The sequence below is a fragment of the Streptomyces albus subsp. chlorinus genome (genome assembly GCF_013302895.1).
GTDB classification, from domain to species: domain Bacteria; phylum Actinomycetota; class Actinomycetes; order Streptomycetales; family Streptomycetaceae; genus Streptomyces; species Streptomyces chlorinus.
In genome coordinates, this window is the sequence record NZ_VJOK01000001.1 from 5,571,885 (window position 1) to 5,586,970 (window position 15,086).

Here is a 15,086-nt window from a genome sequence, read left to right on the forward strand (position 1 = left end):
GTCCTCCGGGAAGCCGTCCCCCGAGAAGCCGTCCTCGGAGAATCCCTCTTCCGGGAATCCCTCTTCCGGGAATCTCTCTTCCGGGAAGGCCGGGCCGGGGAAGGCAGCGGGCGGCGGGGCACCGGCCGGCGAGACCCCGGGCGGAGCGCCGTCCTCCGCCAGGACCCCCACCGCGGAATCCGCGGCGGCGGCGCCAGCAGCGTCGGCGTCCGCGTCGACGACTGCGTCCGCCTCGGCGGCGACGCCCGTCGCGGCATCGGCGACGGTGTCCGGAACGCCGTCGGTGACGTCGAGGATCCCGACGGCACCACCGGCCCCGGCACCGGCCCCGCCCGGCCACGGCCGCGACCCCTCCGCCGCGCCGGCCGCGTCCGCCGCATCCACCGGTTCCGCACCTCCGGCGGTTTCTCCCGCCTCCGCTGCCTCCGCCGTCCCCGCCCCCGCGACGCCGGGCGGTGTCCAGCCCGGCGCCGCCGCTTCGCTGCCCGCGACGGCAGCCACGTCCGGTGTGGTCGTCGGTGCCGGGGCCGGGGGGAGCGGGCCGCAGGGTGAGCAGGCGGACGGAGGCAGGCTGCACCGGATCGTCTGGCCTCTCGAGGAGTTCGCCGACGCTATCGAGACCGCCGCCGCGCGCAACGGTGAGGCGGTGCTGGTGGTGCCGGACGGGGCGCGGCTGGTCGTGCTCGCGTCGGACGGCGGTGCGGCGGTGGCGGCGTGCGCCGAGTTCGCCGCGACGGCCGCCGCCGCGCAGCCGGGCCGCCGTCCCCACGGGGGCGGCGAGGAGGGCCTCGCGATCGGCGTCTCCGCGCCCGCCGGGCTCCCGGCGGCGGCTGTCGCCTTCAAACAGGCGGACCAGGCGCTGTCCGTCGCCAGGCGGCGCGGGGTGCCGCTCGTGGAGCACGAGGACGTCGCGGCGGGCTCCGTGCTGCCTCTGCTGGCCGACGACGCCGTACGCGCGTTCGCGGACGGGCTGTTGCGCGCGCTCCGCGAGCACGACGCGAACGGCCGGGGCGATCTGGTCGCCTCGCTACGGGCCTGGCTCTCCCGGCACGGCCAGTGGGACGCGGCCGCCGCCGAACTGGGCGTGCACCGGCACACTCTGCGGTACCGCATGCGCCGGGTCGAGGAGATCCTCGGCCGCTCGCTCGACGACCCGGATGTCCGCATGGAACTCTGGCTCGCCCTCAAGGCCACCAGCTGAGGCGGGCGCCCGGCTTGAGGACGGGCGCCGCACGGTGGTGGCCGTACGGCCGTGAGGGGGAGTGCCCCGCGTGGCGCGGCGCACTCCGCTCGGCTCTGGACCCCTGGGTCTACCGCCAGTTCCCCTCCCTCCCGGGCACGGGCACGCCCCCCGGCAGCCCCATTCCCTGGCACCCCATCCCCGCGCAGCTCCCACCTCCTCCCCCCCAACAGCCTCCAGCGGCCCCCGCGCTTTCAGCCGCCCCCCGCACTCCCACCCACCCCAAAGGCGCTGTAGGCCATCCCAAAGGCCCTACTGGCCCCATGCCCACATGTCCACATCAAGCCCCAGGCCCACAGCCCCAGGCCCACACCCCCACCCGACGCCCCCCACCTTCCGGCCGACGCTCCCCAAGGCGCTCCCCGGACAGGGACAATCCGTAGCACCCCTTCCGGTAAGTGCTCCGTACCGGACAAGAAGCGGCCGGGCTTCCACGCCCTACGGTGGACGCTGTAACCCCGCTTCTCTCCCGCATCCGGAAGGCGATCCGCAGTGACGACAGCGACTTCTCCTCACGCATTCTGGCTCGCCGGCCGCAAGGCCACCGGCGACAGCACGCTCGATGTCACCTCGCCCTGGGACGGCAGGCACGTCGGTGCCGTCAGCATTCCCACGGCCGAGCAGGTGGAGGAGGCCGTGGCCGCCGCCGCCGCGGTCGCCGGCGAGTTCTCCGCCACCCCGGCGCATGTGCGGGCCGCCGCGCTCGACCACGTCACCCGCCGGCTGGAGGAGCGCGCGGACGAGATCGCCGGGCTGATCTCCGCGGAGAACGGCAAGCCCATGAAGTGGGCGCGCGGCGAGGTCGGCCGCTGCATCTCCGTCTTCCGCTGGGCCACCGAGGAGGCCCGCCGTTTCAACGGCGGCGAGGCCCAGCGCCTCGACTCGGACGCGGGCGGCACGGGCCGGCTGGCCCTCACCCGCCGCTTCCCGTACGGTCCGGTGCTGGGGATCGCGCCGTTCAACTTCCCGCTCAACCTGTGCGCCCACAAGGTCGCCCCCGCGATCGCCGTCGGTACGCCGATCATCCTCAAGCCCGCGCCGGCCACGCCGCTGTCCGGGCTGCTGCTGGGGGAGCTGCTGGCCGAGACGGAGCTGCCCGCCGGTTCCTGGTCGGTGCTGCCGGTGCCGAACGACCAGATGCCGGGCCTCGTGCAGGACGAGCGGCTGCCGATCATCTCCTTCACCGGTTCGGCGCCGGTGGGCTTCTCGATCCTGGACTCGGCGCCGCGCAAGCGGGTCACGCTGGAGCTGGGCGGCAACGGCGCGGCCGTCGTGCTCGCCGACTACTCCTCCGAGGCGGATCTCGACTGGGCCGCGCAGCGCATCGCGACCTTCTCCAACTACCAGGCGGGCCAGTCCTGCATCTCCGTCCAGCGGGTGATCGCCGACGCGTCGGTCTACGACAGGCTGGTGCCGAAGGTGGTGGCGGCCGTGGAGGCGCTCAACACGGGTGATCCCTCGGACGAGTCGACGGATGTCGGCCCGCTGGTGAGCGAGGACGCGGCCCGCCGTGTCGAGTCGTGGGTCGCGGAAGCCGTCTCCCGTGGTGCCAAGGTCCTCACCGGCGGCAAGCGGGAGGGGGCCAGCGTCGAGCCGACCGTGCTGGAGAACGTCCCGGCCGACACCCAGCTCGGCTGCGAGGAGGTCTTCGGCCCCGTGATGTCGTTCGTGAAGGTGAACGGTGAGCAGGAGGCCTTCGCCGCCGTCAACGACTCCAAGTACGGTCTCCAGGCGGGCGTCTTCACGCACGACGTGCAGGCCGCCTTCCGGGCGCACCGGGCGCTGGAGGTGGGCGGTGTCGTCGTCGGGGACGTGCCGTCCTACCGTGCCGACCAGATGCCGTACGGCGGCGTCAAGCAGTCGGGTGTGGGCCGCGAGGGTGTGCGGTTCGCGATGGAGGACTACACCTACGAGCGTGTCATGGTGCTCACGGGCCTCGACCTGTGAGAAGGGGCTCGGTGATGAGGGTGCTCGGTCGCGGAGCCGCCTGAGCACCGCATATGCCCCTGTCGTGCATATGCCCCTGTTGCGCATACGTGCCTGTCGCGTATACATGCCTGTTGCCGGGCGCCCGCTCGCGGGTGCCCGGCAACGGTGTTCTCGGCGGTGTTCCCGGCCGGCCCGCCGGGACCGGGCGGGGGCGACGACTGTCCGTGCGGACCTCCTTCGGCACGCACGGGCTCCGGCACGGGCTGGAATTGCGTACCTACTAGTATGTACAGTTCTTTCATGAACGGTGCGGACACGGCCCAGCGACTTATCGCGGCCACCCAGGAACTCCTGTGGGAGCGCGGCTACGTCGGTACGAGCCCGCGCGCCATCCAGCAGCGGGCCGGTGCCGGACAGGGCAGCATGTACCACCATTTCGGGGGCAAGCCCGATCTGGCCCGGGCGGCGGTGCGCAGGAACGCGGAGCAGTTGCGGGCGCTCGCGGACGCCGAACTGGGGCGTGAGGGCAGCGCCGTGGAGCGCGTCCGCGCCTATCTGGGGCGAGAGCGCGAGGTGCTGCGCGGCTGCCGCGTCGGCGGGCTGGCCCAGGACCCGGAGGTGGTCGCCGACCCCGAGCTGCGCGCACCGCTGGAGGAGACGTTCGCGTGGCTCCAAGAACGGCTGGCCGGGGTACTCGAAGAGGGGCGGGCGAACGGGGAGTTCGGCTCCGGGTTCGATCCGGCGGGGACCGCGGCCGCGATCGTCGCCGTCGTCCAGGGCGGCTACGTGCTCGCCCGCTCGGCCGGTGATCCGGGCCCGTTCCACCAGGCCGCGGACGGCCTGCTGCGCTTGCTGGACGCACACGCCGCCCCGGCCGGGACCGCGGCCGCCTCCGGCCCCCACCCCGGCTCCGCTTCCTCATCCCGCTCCCCCTCCGGCCCCGGCACCCCCTCCGGCCCCGGCTCCGGCCCTGGCACCGATCCGGGCTCCAGGGCCGATCCGGCTTCCGATTCGGGTACCGGCTCGGGTCCGGGTATCGACCACGCCGACGCCGCCTTGTGACCGGCTGTCCCAGCGGGCCGCACGGCCGGCGGCGCGGGCACCGTGAGGAGGAGGCGACGGCGACGCCCGGAGCCGGGCCCCACCCCGCCCCCGCCGACTCCACTTCCGCCGACTCCGGCCTCCCCCGCGCCGACTCCGGCTCCACCCCCACTGCTTCCCCTCCCACCGACTCCGTCTCCGGGCCGCCCGCGCCCGCCGTCCGTACCGTCCTCGGAGACATACCCGGCACGGAACTGGGTGTCTGCGACAGCCATGACCACCTCTTCCTGCGGAGCCCCAGGCTGCCCGGGCAGGAGTTGGACGAGGTGGGGGCGGCCGAGGAGCAGTTGCGCGGGTTCGCCGGGCACGGCGGGCAGAGCCTCGTGCAGTGGACGCCGTACGGGATGGGGCGCCGCTCCGGCGCCCTCGCGGAGCTGGCCAGACGTACGGGTGTGCGGATCGTGGCCGCCACCGGGCTGCACCAGGCCGTCCACTGCGCCGAGAAGCCGCCCGCCGATCTGGTGGCGCTCTTCGTCGAGGAGCTGACCCGTCGGATGCGCGGCGGTGCCTGCGACCAGGTCCCGCGCGCGGGGCTGGTCAAGGTGGCGGGGGACTTCCACGGGCTCGGCCCGCACGCGCGGCGCACGATGGCCGCGGCGGCCGAGGCGCACCATGAGACGGGCGCCCCCATCGCGGTCCATCTGGAACTCGGCACCGGAGCGGCGGAGGTGCTCGCGCTGCTGTGCGGCGAGCGGGAGGTGGCGCCCTCGCGGGTGCTGCTCGGGCACCTGGGGCGCTGTCCCGATCTCCGGATGCAGCGGGAGGTGGCGGAGTCGGGGGCCTGGCTGGTTTTCGACGGTCCTTCCCGTGCCCACCACGCCACGGACTGGCGGCTCTTCGACAGCCTGGCCGACCTGGCGGAGCGCGGTCTCGGCGACCGGATCCTGCTGGGCGGCGACACCGTCACGGCGACGGCACGCGCGGAGACGGGCGTGCCGTATGTCACGCGGGTGCTGCGGCCGCGCGTGGCCCGCGAGTTGGGCGAGGAGTTCGCCCGGCGGGTCTTCGTGGACAACCCCGCGCGCGCGTTCGCCGTCCCCTGGAAGGGCTGAGTCACGCGACCCGGGCGGCCCCACGCGACCGTACCCGTGGGCGGGACGGACCCCGCCCGGCTTTCAGCGACCCGGTTCCATCGACACACGGAGCGAGGTTCCCAAGGTGTTCACCTTCGCGCAGATCAGCGACATACACATCGGCCAGGACAGGGGCGATGGCGGTGCCCGGGCCCGGGAGCGCGCCGAGCGCGTACTCGGCTACCTGGCGCGGCTCCCCGGTGAGCTGGACGCCGTCCTGCTGACCGGGGACATCGCCGACCACGGTGAGGAGGCCGAATACCGGCTGGCGGCCAAGCTGTTCGCCGACCACGGTGTGCTGCCCCTCATCTGTCCCGGCAACCACGACGCGCGCGGTCCCTACCGTTCCATCCTGCTGGGCGGTGACGGGGCCGATGCCTCGCCCGTCAACCAGGTGCACCAGTTGCTGGGCGCGACGTTCCTGATGTGCGACTCCAGTGTGCCCGGCAGGGGGCACGGCTACCTGGACGACGCCACGCTCGGCTGGCTGGACCAGGCGCTGGCCGGGGCACCGGGCGACAAGCCCGCGTTCGTCTGCTTCCACCACCCGCCCGCCCGGCTGCACGGCCAGTACGTGGACCCGATCCGGCAGTTCGGCGAGGAGCGCCTGGCCGAGGTCGTCGGCAGGCACAGCCAAGTGGCGGGTCTGCTGTGCGGGCACAGCCACACCCCCGCGGTCACCACCTTCGCGGGAGTGCCGCTGGTCGCCGCGCCCGGTGTCGTCTCGACGCTGCGGATGCCGTGGGAGGGGGAGGAGGACGGGCCGGTCGACTACGAACTGCCGCCGCTGCTCGCCTTCCACGTGTACGACGACGAGGGCCGGCTGACAACCCACTTCCGCGTCGTTCCGTAAGGGGCCGGGACCGGGTGCTCCCCTTGCAGCCGGGCACTACAGTGCTTGAGGGAACGCAGTTTTGGGGTACTCGTGTACGACGAGTGCGCTCCGTGCGGCGCGGTACCCGGCAGGGGAGGGGGTATCGGATGCGGTTGCGCGAGCAGTGGCAGCGGCGGCGGGCCGGCAGCACCCTGACGGTGGCCGTCGCCTCGCTCGCCCTGCTGCTGTTGGTGGTCTTCCTCCTGCTGACGCTGACCGGTCACGTCGGACCGCCGAACAGCGCCACGCCCTGAGGCCGCTCCCGGTCGCGGCCCTCCCCCGGGCCCCCGGCCTGCCCCCGTCCCCCGGGGCGTGGCGCTCTTCCTGACCCGGGACAGTACGGGGGCGCGGGGTGCCGGGTCGTCACCGCACGGGAGTAAGGGGAACGTGTCCTTCTGCGGTAGACGGGTGCCGATGTCGTACCAGCGCGGTAGACGGAGCGTCCGCCACACCGCGCGCCCGGTGGATGTTGGCCGCGTCGCGTGCTGGCTACGCTGCGACGATGCGGAGCACGACGGCCCGGACCCGACTGCGCGGTGCCGCCGAGCGCGTACCGGCCTGGGCGTACGACAGCGCCATCGCGCTCGCCATCACGGCTGTCAGCCTGCTGCTGGGCAACGACCGCACCCCGCAGGGCTGGTCGGGACTGGACGGCCCGGGCGTGCTGCTGACGTGCGCGGTGAACCTGCCGCTCGTCGTCAGGCGGCGGCATCCGGTCGTGCTGTGCGTGGCCGTCCTGGCGGTGTGGACGGTGTACGTCGCCCTCGACTACTGGCCCGTGGTCAACACCCTCGGGCCGCTGCTCGCGCTCTACACCGTCGCCTCCCTGCGCCCCCTGCGCGAGGCGGCGGTGTGCGCGCTGCTGCTCGCCGGGGTGTGGCACTTCGCGGGGACGACGGGGACCGAGAGCTCCTGGGCCACCGTGCTCGGACAGAGCCTCCTGTACACCAGCGTCATCTGCGGATTCGGCCACCTCGCGCGCAAGGCGGCACAGCGCAACGTCGAACTGGCCGGGCTCACCGAGCAGTTGCGCCGCGAGCGGGCCGGGGCCGAGCGGCGCGCCGTCGCGGAAGAGCGGGTGCGGATAGCCCGCGAACTGCACGACGTGGTGGCCCACCACATGTCGGTGATATCCGTCCAGGCGGGCCTGGCGGGCTACGTCTTCGACTCCGACCCGCCAACCGCCCGCAGCGCGCTCGGCACCATCTCCGACACCTCCGGGGAGGCGCTGGCCGAGCTGCGCCGGCTGCTGGCCGTGCTGCGCGTGGAGGGCGGCGACCGTCCGGGCGACGGCGGTCAGCGGCTAGTCCAGCGGGGGGAGGGGGAGTCCGGTTTCGGCCCCGCACCGGGCCTCGACCAGCTCCCCGAACTGGCCGAACGCGTACGGGGAGCGGGCGTGCCCGTCGACGTCACGGTGACCGGCGAGCGCCGCGACCTGGCCCCGGGCCTCGGCCAGTGCGCCTACCGCGTCGTCCAGGAGGCGCTCACCAACATCCTCAAGCACGCCTACCCCGCCAGCGCGGCCGTGACCGTGGCCTACGAGCCCCGCCGGCTGACCGTCACGGTCACCGACGACGGAGGCGGCCGGGCCGGTGCCGGGCCGGCGGGCGCGGCACCGGTGTCCGGCTCCGGCCGCGACGGCGGCACGGGAGGCGCCGACCGGCGTTCCCGCGCGTTCCGCGCACCCCGCCCGCCCATTCCACCCCCGCCTCCTCCGGGCGGGCACGGCTTGATTGGGATGCGCGAGCGCGCCAGGATCTACGGGGGACGGCTGGAGGCCGGGCCACGGGCGAGCGGCGGATTCGAGGTACGGCTGATCCTCCCCGCCTGACAGCGCAGGGGGGAACACGGTGACGACCAGGGTGCTCGTCGTCGACGACCAGGTGCTCATCAGGGCGGGCGTCGCGGCGCTGCTGCGGGCGGCACCGGGCATGGAGGTCGTCGGCGAGGCGTCCGACGGTGACGAGGCCCAGCGGCTGGCGGCCGAGCACCGGCCCGACGTCATCCTCATGGACATCCGGATGCCCGGCACCAGCGGCATCACCGCGACCGAACGCATCCTCGAGGCGAGCCCGGAGCCGCGCCCGCGCATCCTGGTGCTGACCACCTTCGACCTGGACGAGTACGTCTACGCCGCGCTGCGTGCCGGCGCCTGCGGCTTCCTGCTCAAGGACACCGGTCCCCAGCGGCTGCTGGCGGCCGTCGCCGCCGTCGCGGAGGGCGACACGCTCTTCTCACCGAGCGTCACCCGCCGCCTCATCGAGGCGTACGCACCCCGGGTGGACCCCGCCGGCCCGCCGCCCGGGAAGCTGGACGTCCTCACCGGCCGGGAGCTGGACGTGCTCCGCCTGGTGGCGGGCGGCCTGTCCAACCCGGAGATAGCCGAGGCCCTGGTCATCAGCGAGTCCACCGTCAAGACCCACCTCAACCGCACGATGGCCAAGCTCGGCCTGGGCAGCAGGGCCCAGGCGGTGGTCCTGGCGTACGAAACCGGGCTGGTCACCCCGGGCGGCGGCCACGCCCAGGGCGGGGGCGGCGCGGGGGGCTAGGGGCGAATGCCGGGTCTGCGGTGTCTGGTTACGCGGTCTCTGGTACGGGCCGGAGGAATCGGGTACATACGACCGAGTAGCACCCGTCGGTAGTCAACGTCACCACTCCTCCCGAGGTGAGCGAGATGACCGTCTCCGAGCGTGAGGCCCGCGAAGTCGCCGAGGCGGCCCGAGAGAAGGACTGGCGCAAGCCGAGCTTCGCCAAGGAGCTGTTCCTCGGCCGCTTCCGCCTCGACCTGATCCATCCGCACCCGCAGCCCGCGGCGGAGGACATCGCGCGCGGCGAGGAGTTCCTCGACCGGCTCCGCGCGTTCCTGGAGGCGGAGGTCGACGGTGCGCGGATCGAGCGCGAGTCCCGCATCCCGGACGAGGTGATCACGGGACTGAAGCGGCTCGGCGCGCTCGGCATGAAGATCGGCACCGAGTACGGCGGCCTCGGCCTCACCCAGGTCTACTACAACAAGGCGCTCGCCCTGGTCAGCTCCGCCAGCCCCGCTGTCGGCGCCCTGCTGTCCGCGCACCAGTCGATCGGTGTTCCGCAGCCGGTGAAGCTCTTCGGCAGCCAGGAGCAGAAGGACGCCTTCCTGCCCCGGTGCGCCCGCGGCGACATCTCCGCCTTCCTGCTGACCGAGCCCGACGTGGGCTCCGACCCGGCGCGGCTGGCCACCACCGCCGTGCCCGACGATGGGGGCACCTCCCGCTCGAGCGGAGCCGAGAGTGGGGGAGACTACGTGCTCGACGGCGTGAAGCTGTGGACCACCAACGGCGTGGTCGCCGACCTGCTGGTCGTCATGGCACGCGTCCCCCCTCCCGCCGAGGGTGATCCGCGCGCCGCACAGGGACACAAGGGCGGTATCACGGCGTTCGTCGTGGAGGGCGACTCCGAGGGCATCACCGTGGAGAACCGCAACGCCTTCATGGGCCTGCGGGGCATCGAGAACGGTGTGACCCGCTTCCACCGGGTGCGGGTGCCGGCCGCCCACCGCATCGGCCCGGAGGGCGCCGGCCTCAAGATCGCCCTGACCACCCTCAACACCGGCCGGCTGTCGCTGCCGGCCACCTGCGCGGGGGCGGGCAAGTGGTGCCTGAAGATCGCCCGCGAGTGGGCGCGGGCGCGCGTCCAGTGGGGCAGGCCGGTCGCCGAGCACGAGGCCGTCGGCAGCAAGATCTCCTTCATCGCCGCCACGACGTTCGCCCTGGAGGCGGTGCTCGACCTGGCCTCCCAGATGGCCGACGAGGAGCGCAACGACATCCGTATCGAAGCCGCGCTCGCCAAGCTCTACGGCAGCGAGATGGCCTGGAAGATGGCCGACGAACTGGTCCAGATCCGCGGCGGGCGCGGCTTCGAGACCGCCGAGTCCCTCGCGGCGCGCGGTGAACGGGGCGTCCCCGCCGAGCAGTTGCTGCGCGACCTGCGGATCAACCGGATCTTCGAGGGCTCCACCGAGATCATGCACCTGCTGATCGCACGGGAGGCGGTGGACGCCCACCTGTCGGTCGCGGGCGACCTCATCGACCCGGACAAGACACTCGCCGACAAGAGCAGGGCCGCGCTCTCCGCGGGCGCCTTCTACGCCACCTGGCTGCCCGGGCTCGTCGCGGGCCCCGGCCGGCTCCCCGGCGCCTTCGCCGAGTTCGGCACGCTCGCCCCGCATCTGCGGTACGTCGAACGGACGGCGCGCAAGCTGGCCCGCTCCACGTTCTACGCCATGTCGCGCTGGCAGGGCCGGATGGAGACCAAGCAGGGGTTCCTGGGGCGGATCGTGGACATCGGGGCGGAACTGTTCGCGATGAGCGCCGCCTGCGTCCGCGCCGAGAAGATGAAACGGGACGGCACCGACGGGCAGGCCGCCCACCAGCTCGCGGACGCCTTCTGCCGCCAGGCGCGCCTGCGCGTCGAGGAGCTGTTCGCACGGTTGTGGGCCAACACCGACGACCTCGACCGCAGGGTCGTCCGCCAGGTCCTCGACGGCTCCTACACCTGGCTGGAGGAGGGCATCGTCGACCCCTCGACAGAGGGCCCGTGGATCGCCGACGCCACCCCGGGCCCCTCGCGGAAGGAGAACGTCCACCGTCGCGTCCGCTGAGCGGGCGCCTCCTCCCGCACGCCCGGGCGTGCGGGCGTGCGGTGTCTCCGGCCGCCTGGCGCGGGCTGTCCACCACCCCTGGCCCGCCCTAGAGTTGACGCGTGAGCGAGGAGACGCGCAACACCGTGGACGGGCAGGTCAGTGCTGGTGCCATCGTGCAGGCGGCCAGCATCGGGGCGGTGCACCACCATGTGCACGCCGCACCCGCTGAGTCCGCCGCGCCGGTGGTCCGGCTGCCCGTCGAGGCGCCCTTCTTCGAGGACCGGGAAACCGAACGGGAGAGCGTGGAGCGGGCGCTGGGGCGGTGGCGTGAGCGCAGCGGTGTCGTACGCCCCCTGGTCGTGGCCGTGAGCGGCATGGGAGGCGTCGGCAAGAGCGCGCTGGGGCTGCGCCTCGCCCACGAGGCACACCGCGAACGCGGCTGCCACGCCCTGTACGTGGACCTGGACGACCACCGCAAGGACGGTGCGGTCGATCCCTCGGACGTGCTGGCCGTCCTGCTCGGCGACCTGGGCGTCCACGAACCGTGGCGGGCCAAGGACCCGGCCGGGCGTCGCGGTCAGTACGCGGAGCGCACGGCGGGGCGGCGGCTCGTGGTGGTTCTCGACAACGCCGCCTACGGCAGCGAGGTGGAGCCGCTGCTGCCGGTGAGTACCGACAGCGTCGCCATCGTCATCAGCCGCAGACGCCTGGCGGACCTGCCGGGCGCGCTGGAGGTCCCACTGGGACCCCTGCCGGGCGAGGCGGCCGAGGGGCTGCTCCGCTCGCTCCTGGACGACACCCCTCTGGCGAGCGGACAGGACACCGTCGCCGAGATCGCCCGGATGTGCGGCGGACTGCCCGCCGCCCTGCACGTGGCCGGCCGCTATCTGCGCACGCACCGCCGCAGGCCGGCCGAGCGGCTGATCGCCGCCCTGCGCACCGAACTCGACGAGGAGGGCCTGCCCGTGGTGGAAGCCGTCTGGGACGCCGCCTACCGCGAGCTGAGCGCCCCCGCGGCCCGTCTCTACCGGCTGCTCGCCTCGCACCCGGGACCGTCCTTCACCGACGCTTCCGCCGCGGCGCTGCTGGGCGCCGAGGACCCGGACGCCGCCTACGACGCGCTGACCGAGCTGGAGGGGGCGAGCCTGGTCACGGTCTGGGACCGGGACGCGGAACCGGATCCGGACGGCGCAACCGGCGCGGCACAGGAGCGGCTGCGCATGCACGACCTGCTCCGCGCCCACGCACAGCGCCGGGCGCGCCAGGACGGGGAGCCGGAGGAGGCCGCCGCCCGGGCCCGGGTGGTGCGCTGGTACCGGCGGCAGGCCGAGCGCGCCGACGAACTGGTCGCGGGCAGCCGCATGCGGTTCGCCCTTCCCGTGCCGCCCCTGCCGTACGCGCCCGATGTGCCCTTCCGCAGCAAGACGGAGGCGGCCCACTGGATGACGGCGGAACGGGCCGCGCTCCACTCCTGCGTGCACCTGGCCCACCAGGCGGGCGGTCCCGAGGGCGACACGGACGCCTGGAGCCTGTGCGAGCCCCTGTGGACGCACTTCATGGACCACCGCCACTACGCCGACGCCATCGACGCCTTCCGCGCGGGACTGGCCTCCGCCCAGCGCGCCGAACACCTGGCGGCCCAGGCGAGGCTGCGCTGCCAGCTGGCCCGCGCGCTGTGGGAGACAGGGGACCTGGCGGCCGCCCGGAACGAGGTCGACCAGGCCGTGCGGAGCGCCGCGGCACTGGAGGGAGAGCCCAGACTCCGCGCCTCCACCCTGGAGTTCCGCGGCCTCCTGCGGCGGGAAGAGGGCGACTGGGCGGGCGCCGTTGAACAGTTCGCGGCCTCCCGCCGCATCCACGAGGAGATCGGCAACGCCTACGGGGTCCTCCTGCAGACCTATCTCCTCGGCAAGACGCTCCTCGACCAGGGCGAGCCGCGCCGCGCCGCCGAACTGCTGGCCCGGGCCCACGACATGGCCGGACTCCAGGGCCGCACCCGGATGCTGGGCCGCACCGCCTACGAACTCGCCCGCGCCCTGCGCCGGACAGACGAGGGCGGCAGCGGGCGGGTCCACGCGCTGTACGAGCGGGCACTGGAGAGCGCCCGCGAGCGCGGCGCCGACCGCGACGAGGCGGAGGCACTGCACGCGCTGGCGGACCTGGCCGAACAGACGGGAGACCGGGAGGCCGCGCACACCCGCCGCGCCCAGGCCCGCGCCATCGAGGCCCGCGCGGGCGCCGTGGGGGCGGAGGGCTGAGCGCACGCCAGGCGGAGCGGACGGGCGGCCGAGCGCCCCGGCGGACGAACGGCTGGGCGGACGAACGGGTGGGACGGCGAGGACGAGGGAGGGGCTCAGGCGGAAGAGAGCGGAAGAAAAGGGGGCTCAGGGGGAAGCCGCGGAGCCGGCGGCGTCATCCGAGACACCGGAGTCCTCCAAGGCCCCACCGGACTCAGCGGCACCGCCCCTCGCCGCGTCCCCCGCCACGGCGTCCCCCGCCACGGCGTCCCCCTCCGCAGGGGACAGCACAGCCACTGCCCGCAGCCCGCCCACCTCGCAGCGCACCCGCCGGCCGGACGGCACGGCTGTGTCCCGTCGGGCCGGACGCGGGTGGGCAGCCTCGGCCGGATGGGTGTGCACAGAGGGGTCTTCCTTGGCCAGCCACGCGTGCACTCCGCACAGCACGGCCACCGGGTCGGGCGGTGCGCCGTCCGGCTCGATCCGTACGGTCAGCAGTCCGGCCCTGCCGCGCACCCGCAGCACACAGGTGTCCGGTGCGAGCACGGCTGCCGCCGTGCGGCAGCCCGGATACGCCGCGAGCACCCCCGCGCTCCACTCCGCGACCGCGTCGGCCCGGACGGTCCTCCGGTAGAGCAGGCCCGCGCTGCGCACGTGACGCAGCCCCGCCCAGTCCTCCTCGGCCGCCAGGTGGTCGCCGGGCTGCCCCGAGGCCGGGCGGCGCGCCACCCGCACCGTCTCCCCGGCCACCTCGCTGTCGACGGCGAAGGCCGTCGGCGCGGGGGACCGCTTCGCCACCTGCAGGGGGACCGGCAGGGGGTCAGGTTCGGCGGGTACGGGCGGCGGGGAGAGTCCCAGCAGCGTATAGAGGCGCTCCCGCAGCTCCGTCAGCGCGTTGCCGCACCGCGCGAACGCCTCGCCGGCCGCCTCCCGGACCGACTCCGGACGGTGCCCGTCCATGGCCGCCCTCAGCTGCGGCCCGTACGGCAGGTGCTCGGCGAGCCGGGGCGCGGCGGCCAGCAGCCGTGACACGGGTGTCCCGGGCAGCAACTCCCTTCCGCCGTCGTAGGCGTTCAGCACGGGGAGACCGAGTGCCGCCGCGTAGAGGGCCGTCGAGCCGTGGTCGGAGATGACGCAGTCCGCCGCGACCAGTACGGCCGCCCACTCCTCGTAGGGGCGCGGCAGCAGCACACCTGCCCTCCGCTCCGGCGTGAGGTCCTGGCTGAGCCCGAAGCGCCCCTTGCTGACGTGTTCGTTGGGGTGCAGCACCAGAGCCGTCTGGTAGGCGTCGTAGGGCAGCTCCGTCGCCAGCCGCAGCGGCAGTCCGGGGCGGCGCTCCAGCAGCGATTCCGCACCCCAGGTCGAGACGGTGACCACCAGCGCGCGCCGGCCGGTGCCCAGCGCCCGCCGGTAGCGCCGGCGGCGCGGCAGCGACTCCAGCAGCCGGTCCAGCGTCGGATCGCCGACGACGGCGGCCGGGGCGGCGACGGCGGGCGAGTGGGCGACCAGCCGGTCGTACTGGCTGGGGTGTGCGAGGGCGTGCAGCCGTGCGAGCGGAGTGCCGTCGGGACGCAGCAGCTGACCGGGGTGCAGGCCGTTCGCCGCGTCCTCCACCGCCTCCGTGGACCCGTCCGGTGCGGGCACGCGCTTGCCGTACCCCGCGCCGTGCGGCAACAGGGTCAGCGGTCCGCGCAGCAGGTGGAGGGCACCCCGCGCGGAGGCGGCCAGCACGAGCGCGAACGAGCGCCGGGTGGCCTCCTCCCAGGGCAGCTGGAGGGCCCGCAGTTCCTCCAGCGCCGCCAGCGCGTCGGCGCTGAACTCGGAACCGGGGACCAGCGTGACGTACGGCCGGATGCGCCGGTCACCGGCGAGCGCGGGTGCGGCATCGAGCAGCCGGTGCAGTGTCGTGGCCGTCCGCACGACGAAGAGCACATCGCGCACCCCGGCTCCCGGCTCCCGGCTCCCGGCTCCCGGCTCCCGGCTCCCGGCTCCCGGCTCCCGGCTCCCGGCTCCC

9 protein-coding genes and 3 pseudogenes are annotated in these 15,086 nt (G+C 74.4%); 10 read left to right on the forward strand and 2 right to left on the reverse strand.

Features of this window, described 5'->3' with window-relative positions; all coding sequences use genetic code 11:
- Positions 1-501 (reverse strand): annotated as a pseudogene (locus FM076_RS24505) (hypothetical protein); the annotation flags it as partial.
- On the opposite strand from FM076_RS24505, the pseudogene FM076_RS24510 reads away from it, so the two are divergent.
- From FM076_RS24510 to FM076_RS24555, 10 genes and pseudogenes are all read left to right on the forward strand, one after another.
- Positions 437-1,201: pseudogene (locus tag FM076_RS24510) on the forward strand (PucR family transcriptional regulator); the annotation flags it as partial. The pseudogenes FM076_RS24505 and FM076_RS24510 overlap by 65 nt on opposite strands.
- Positions 1,202-1,732: 531 nt before the next feature.
- On the forward strand, positions 1,733-3,187 hold the full coding sequence (locus FM076_RS24515) for an aldehyde dehydrogenase family protein (RefSeq protein WP_173873086.1): 1,455 nt from the start codon (positions 1,733-1,735) through the stop codon (positions 3,185-3,187).
- Positions 3,188-3,454: 267 nt separating this feature from the next.
- Positions 3,455-4,042 (forward strand): annotated as a pseudogene (locus FM076_RS24520) (TetR/AcrR family transcriptional regulator); the annotation flags it as partial.
- A 407-nt stretch (positions 4,043-4,449) separates the two neighbouring features.
- A complete protein-coding gene (locus FM076_RS24525; RefSeq protein WP_173874980.1) occupies positions 4,450-5,322 on the forward strand; it encodes an amidohydrolase family protein in 873 nt (290 codons plus the stop codon).
- 106 nt (positions 5,323-5,428) lie between these two features.
- Complete coding sequence (locus tag FM076_RS24530; protein WP_173873088.1) at positions 5,429-6,196, forward strand: metallophosphoesterase; 768 nt, start codon at positions 5,429-5,431, stop codon at positions 6,194-6,196.
- 128 nt (positions 6,197-6,324) lie between these two features.
- Positions 6,325-6,471, forward strand: a complete 147-nt coding sequence (locus tag FM076_RS24535; RefSeq protein ID WP_173873089.1) for a hypothetical protein — start codon at positions 6,325-6,327, stop codon at positions 6,469-6,471.
- 248 nt (positions 6,472-6,719) lie between these two features.
- Positions 6,720-8,048 (forward strand): sensor histidine kinase, encoded by a 1,329-nt coding sequence (locus tag FM076_RS24540; protein WP_243274626.1) that lies wholly within the window; start codon positions 6,720-6,722, stop codon positions 8,046-8,048.
- Between the two features lie 19 nt (positions 8,049-8,067).
- Entirely contained in the window at positions 8,068-8,766 is a 699-nt protein-coding gene (locus FM076_RS24545) for a response regulator (protein ID WP_173873091.1), read from the forward strand.
- A 125-nt stretch (positions 8,767-8,891) separates the two neighbouring features.
- On the forward strand, positions 8,892-10,853 hold the full coding sequence (locus FM076_RS24550) for an acyl-CoA dehydrogenase family protein (protein WP_173873092.1): 1,962 nt from the start codon (positions 8,892-8,894) through the stop codon (positions 10,851-10,853).
- Between the two features lie 101 nt (positions 10,854-10,954).
- Positions 10,955-13,093: a hypothetical protein gene (locus FM076_RS24555; protein ID WP_173873093.1), complete on the forward strand. Its 2,139-nt coding sequence runs from the start codon at positions 10,955-10,957 to the stop codon at positions 13,091-13,093.
- Positions 13,094-13,219: 126 nt separating this feature from the next.
- Here the strand turns inward: FM076_RS24555 and FM076_RS24560 are convergent.
- A partial coding sequence (locus FM076_RS24560) for a hypothetical protein (RefSeq protein ID WP_207730274.1) occupies positions 13,220-15,086 on the reverse strand: 1,867 nt, incomplete at its 5' end.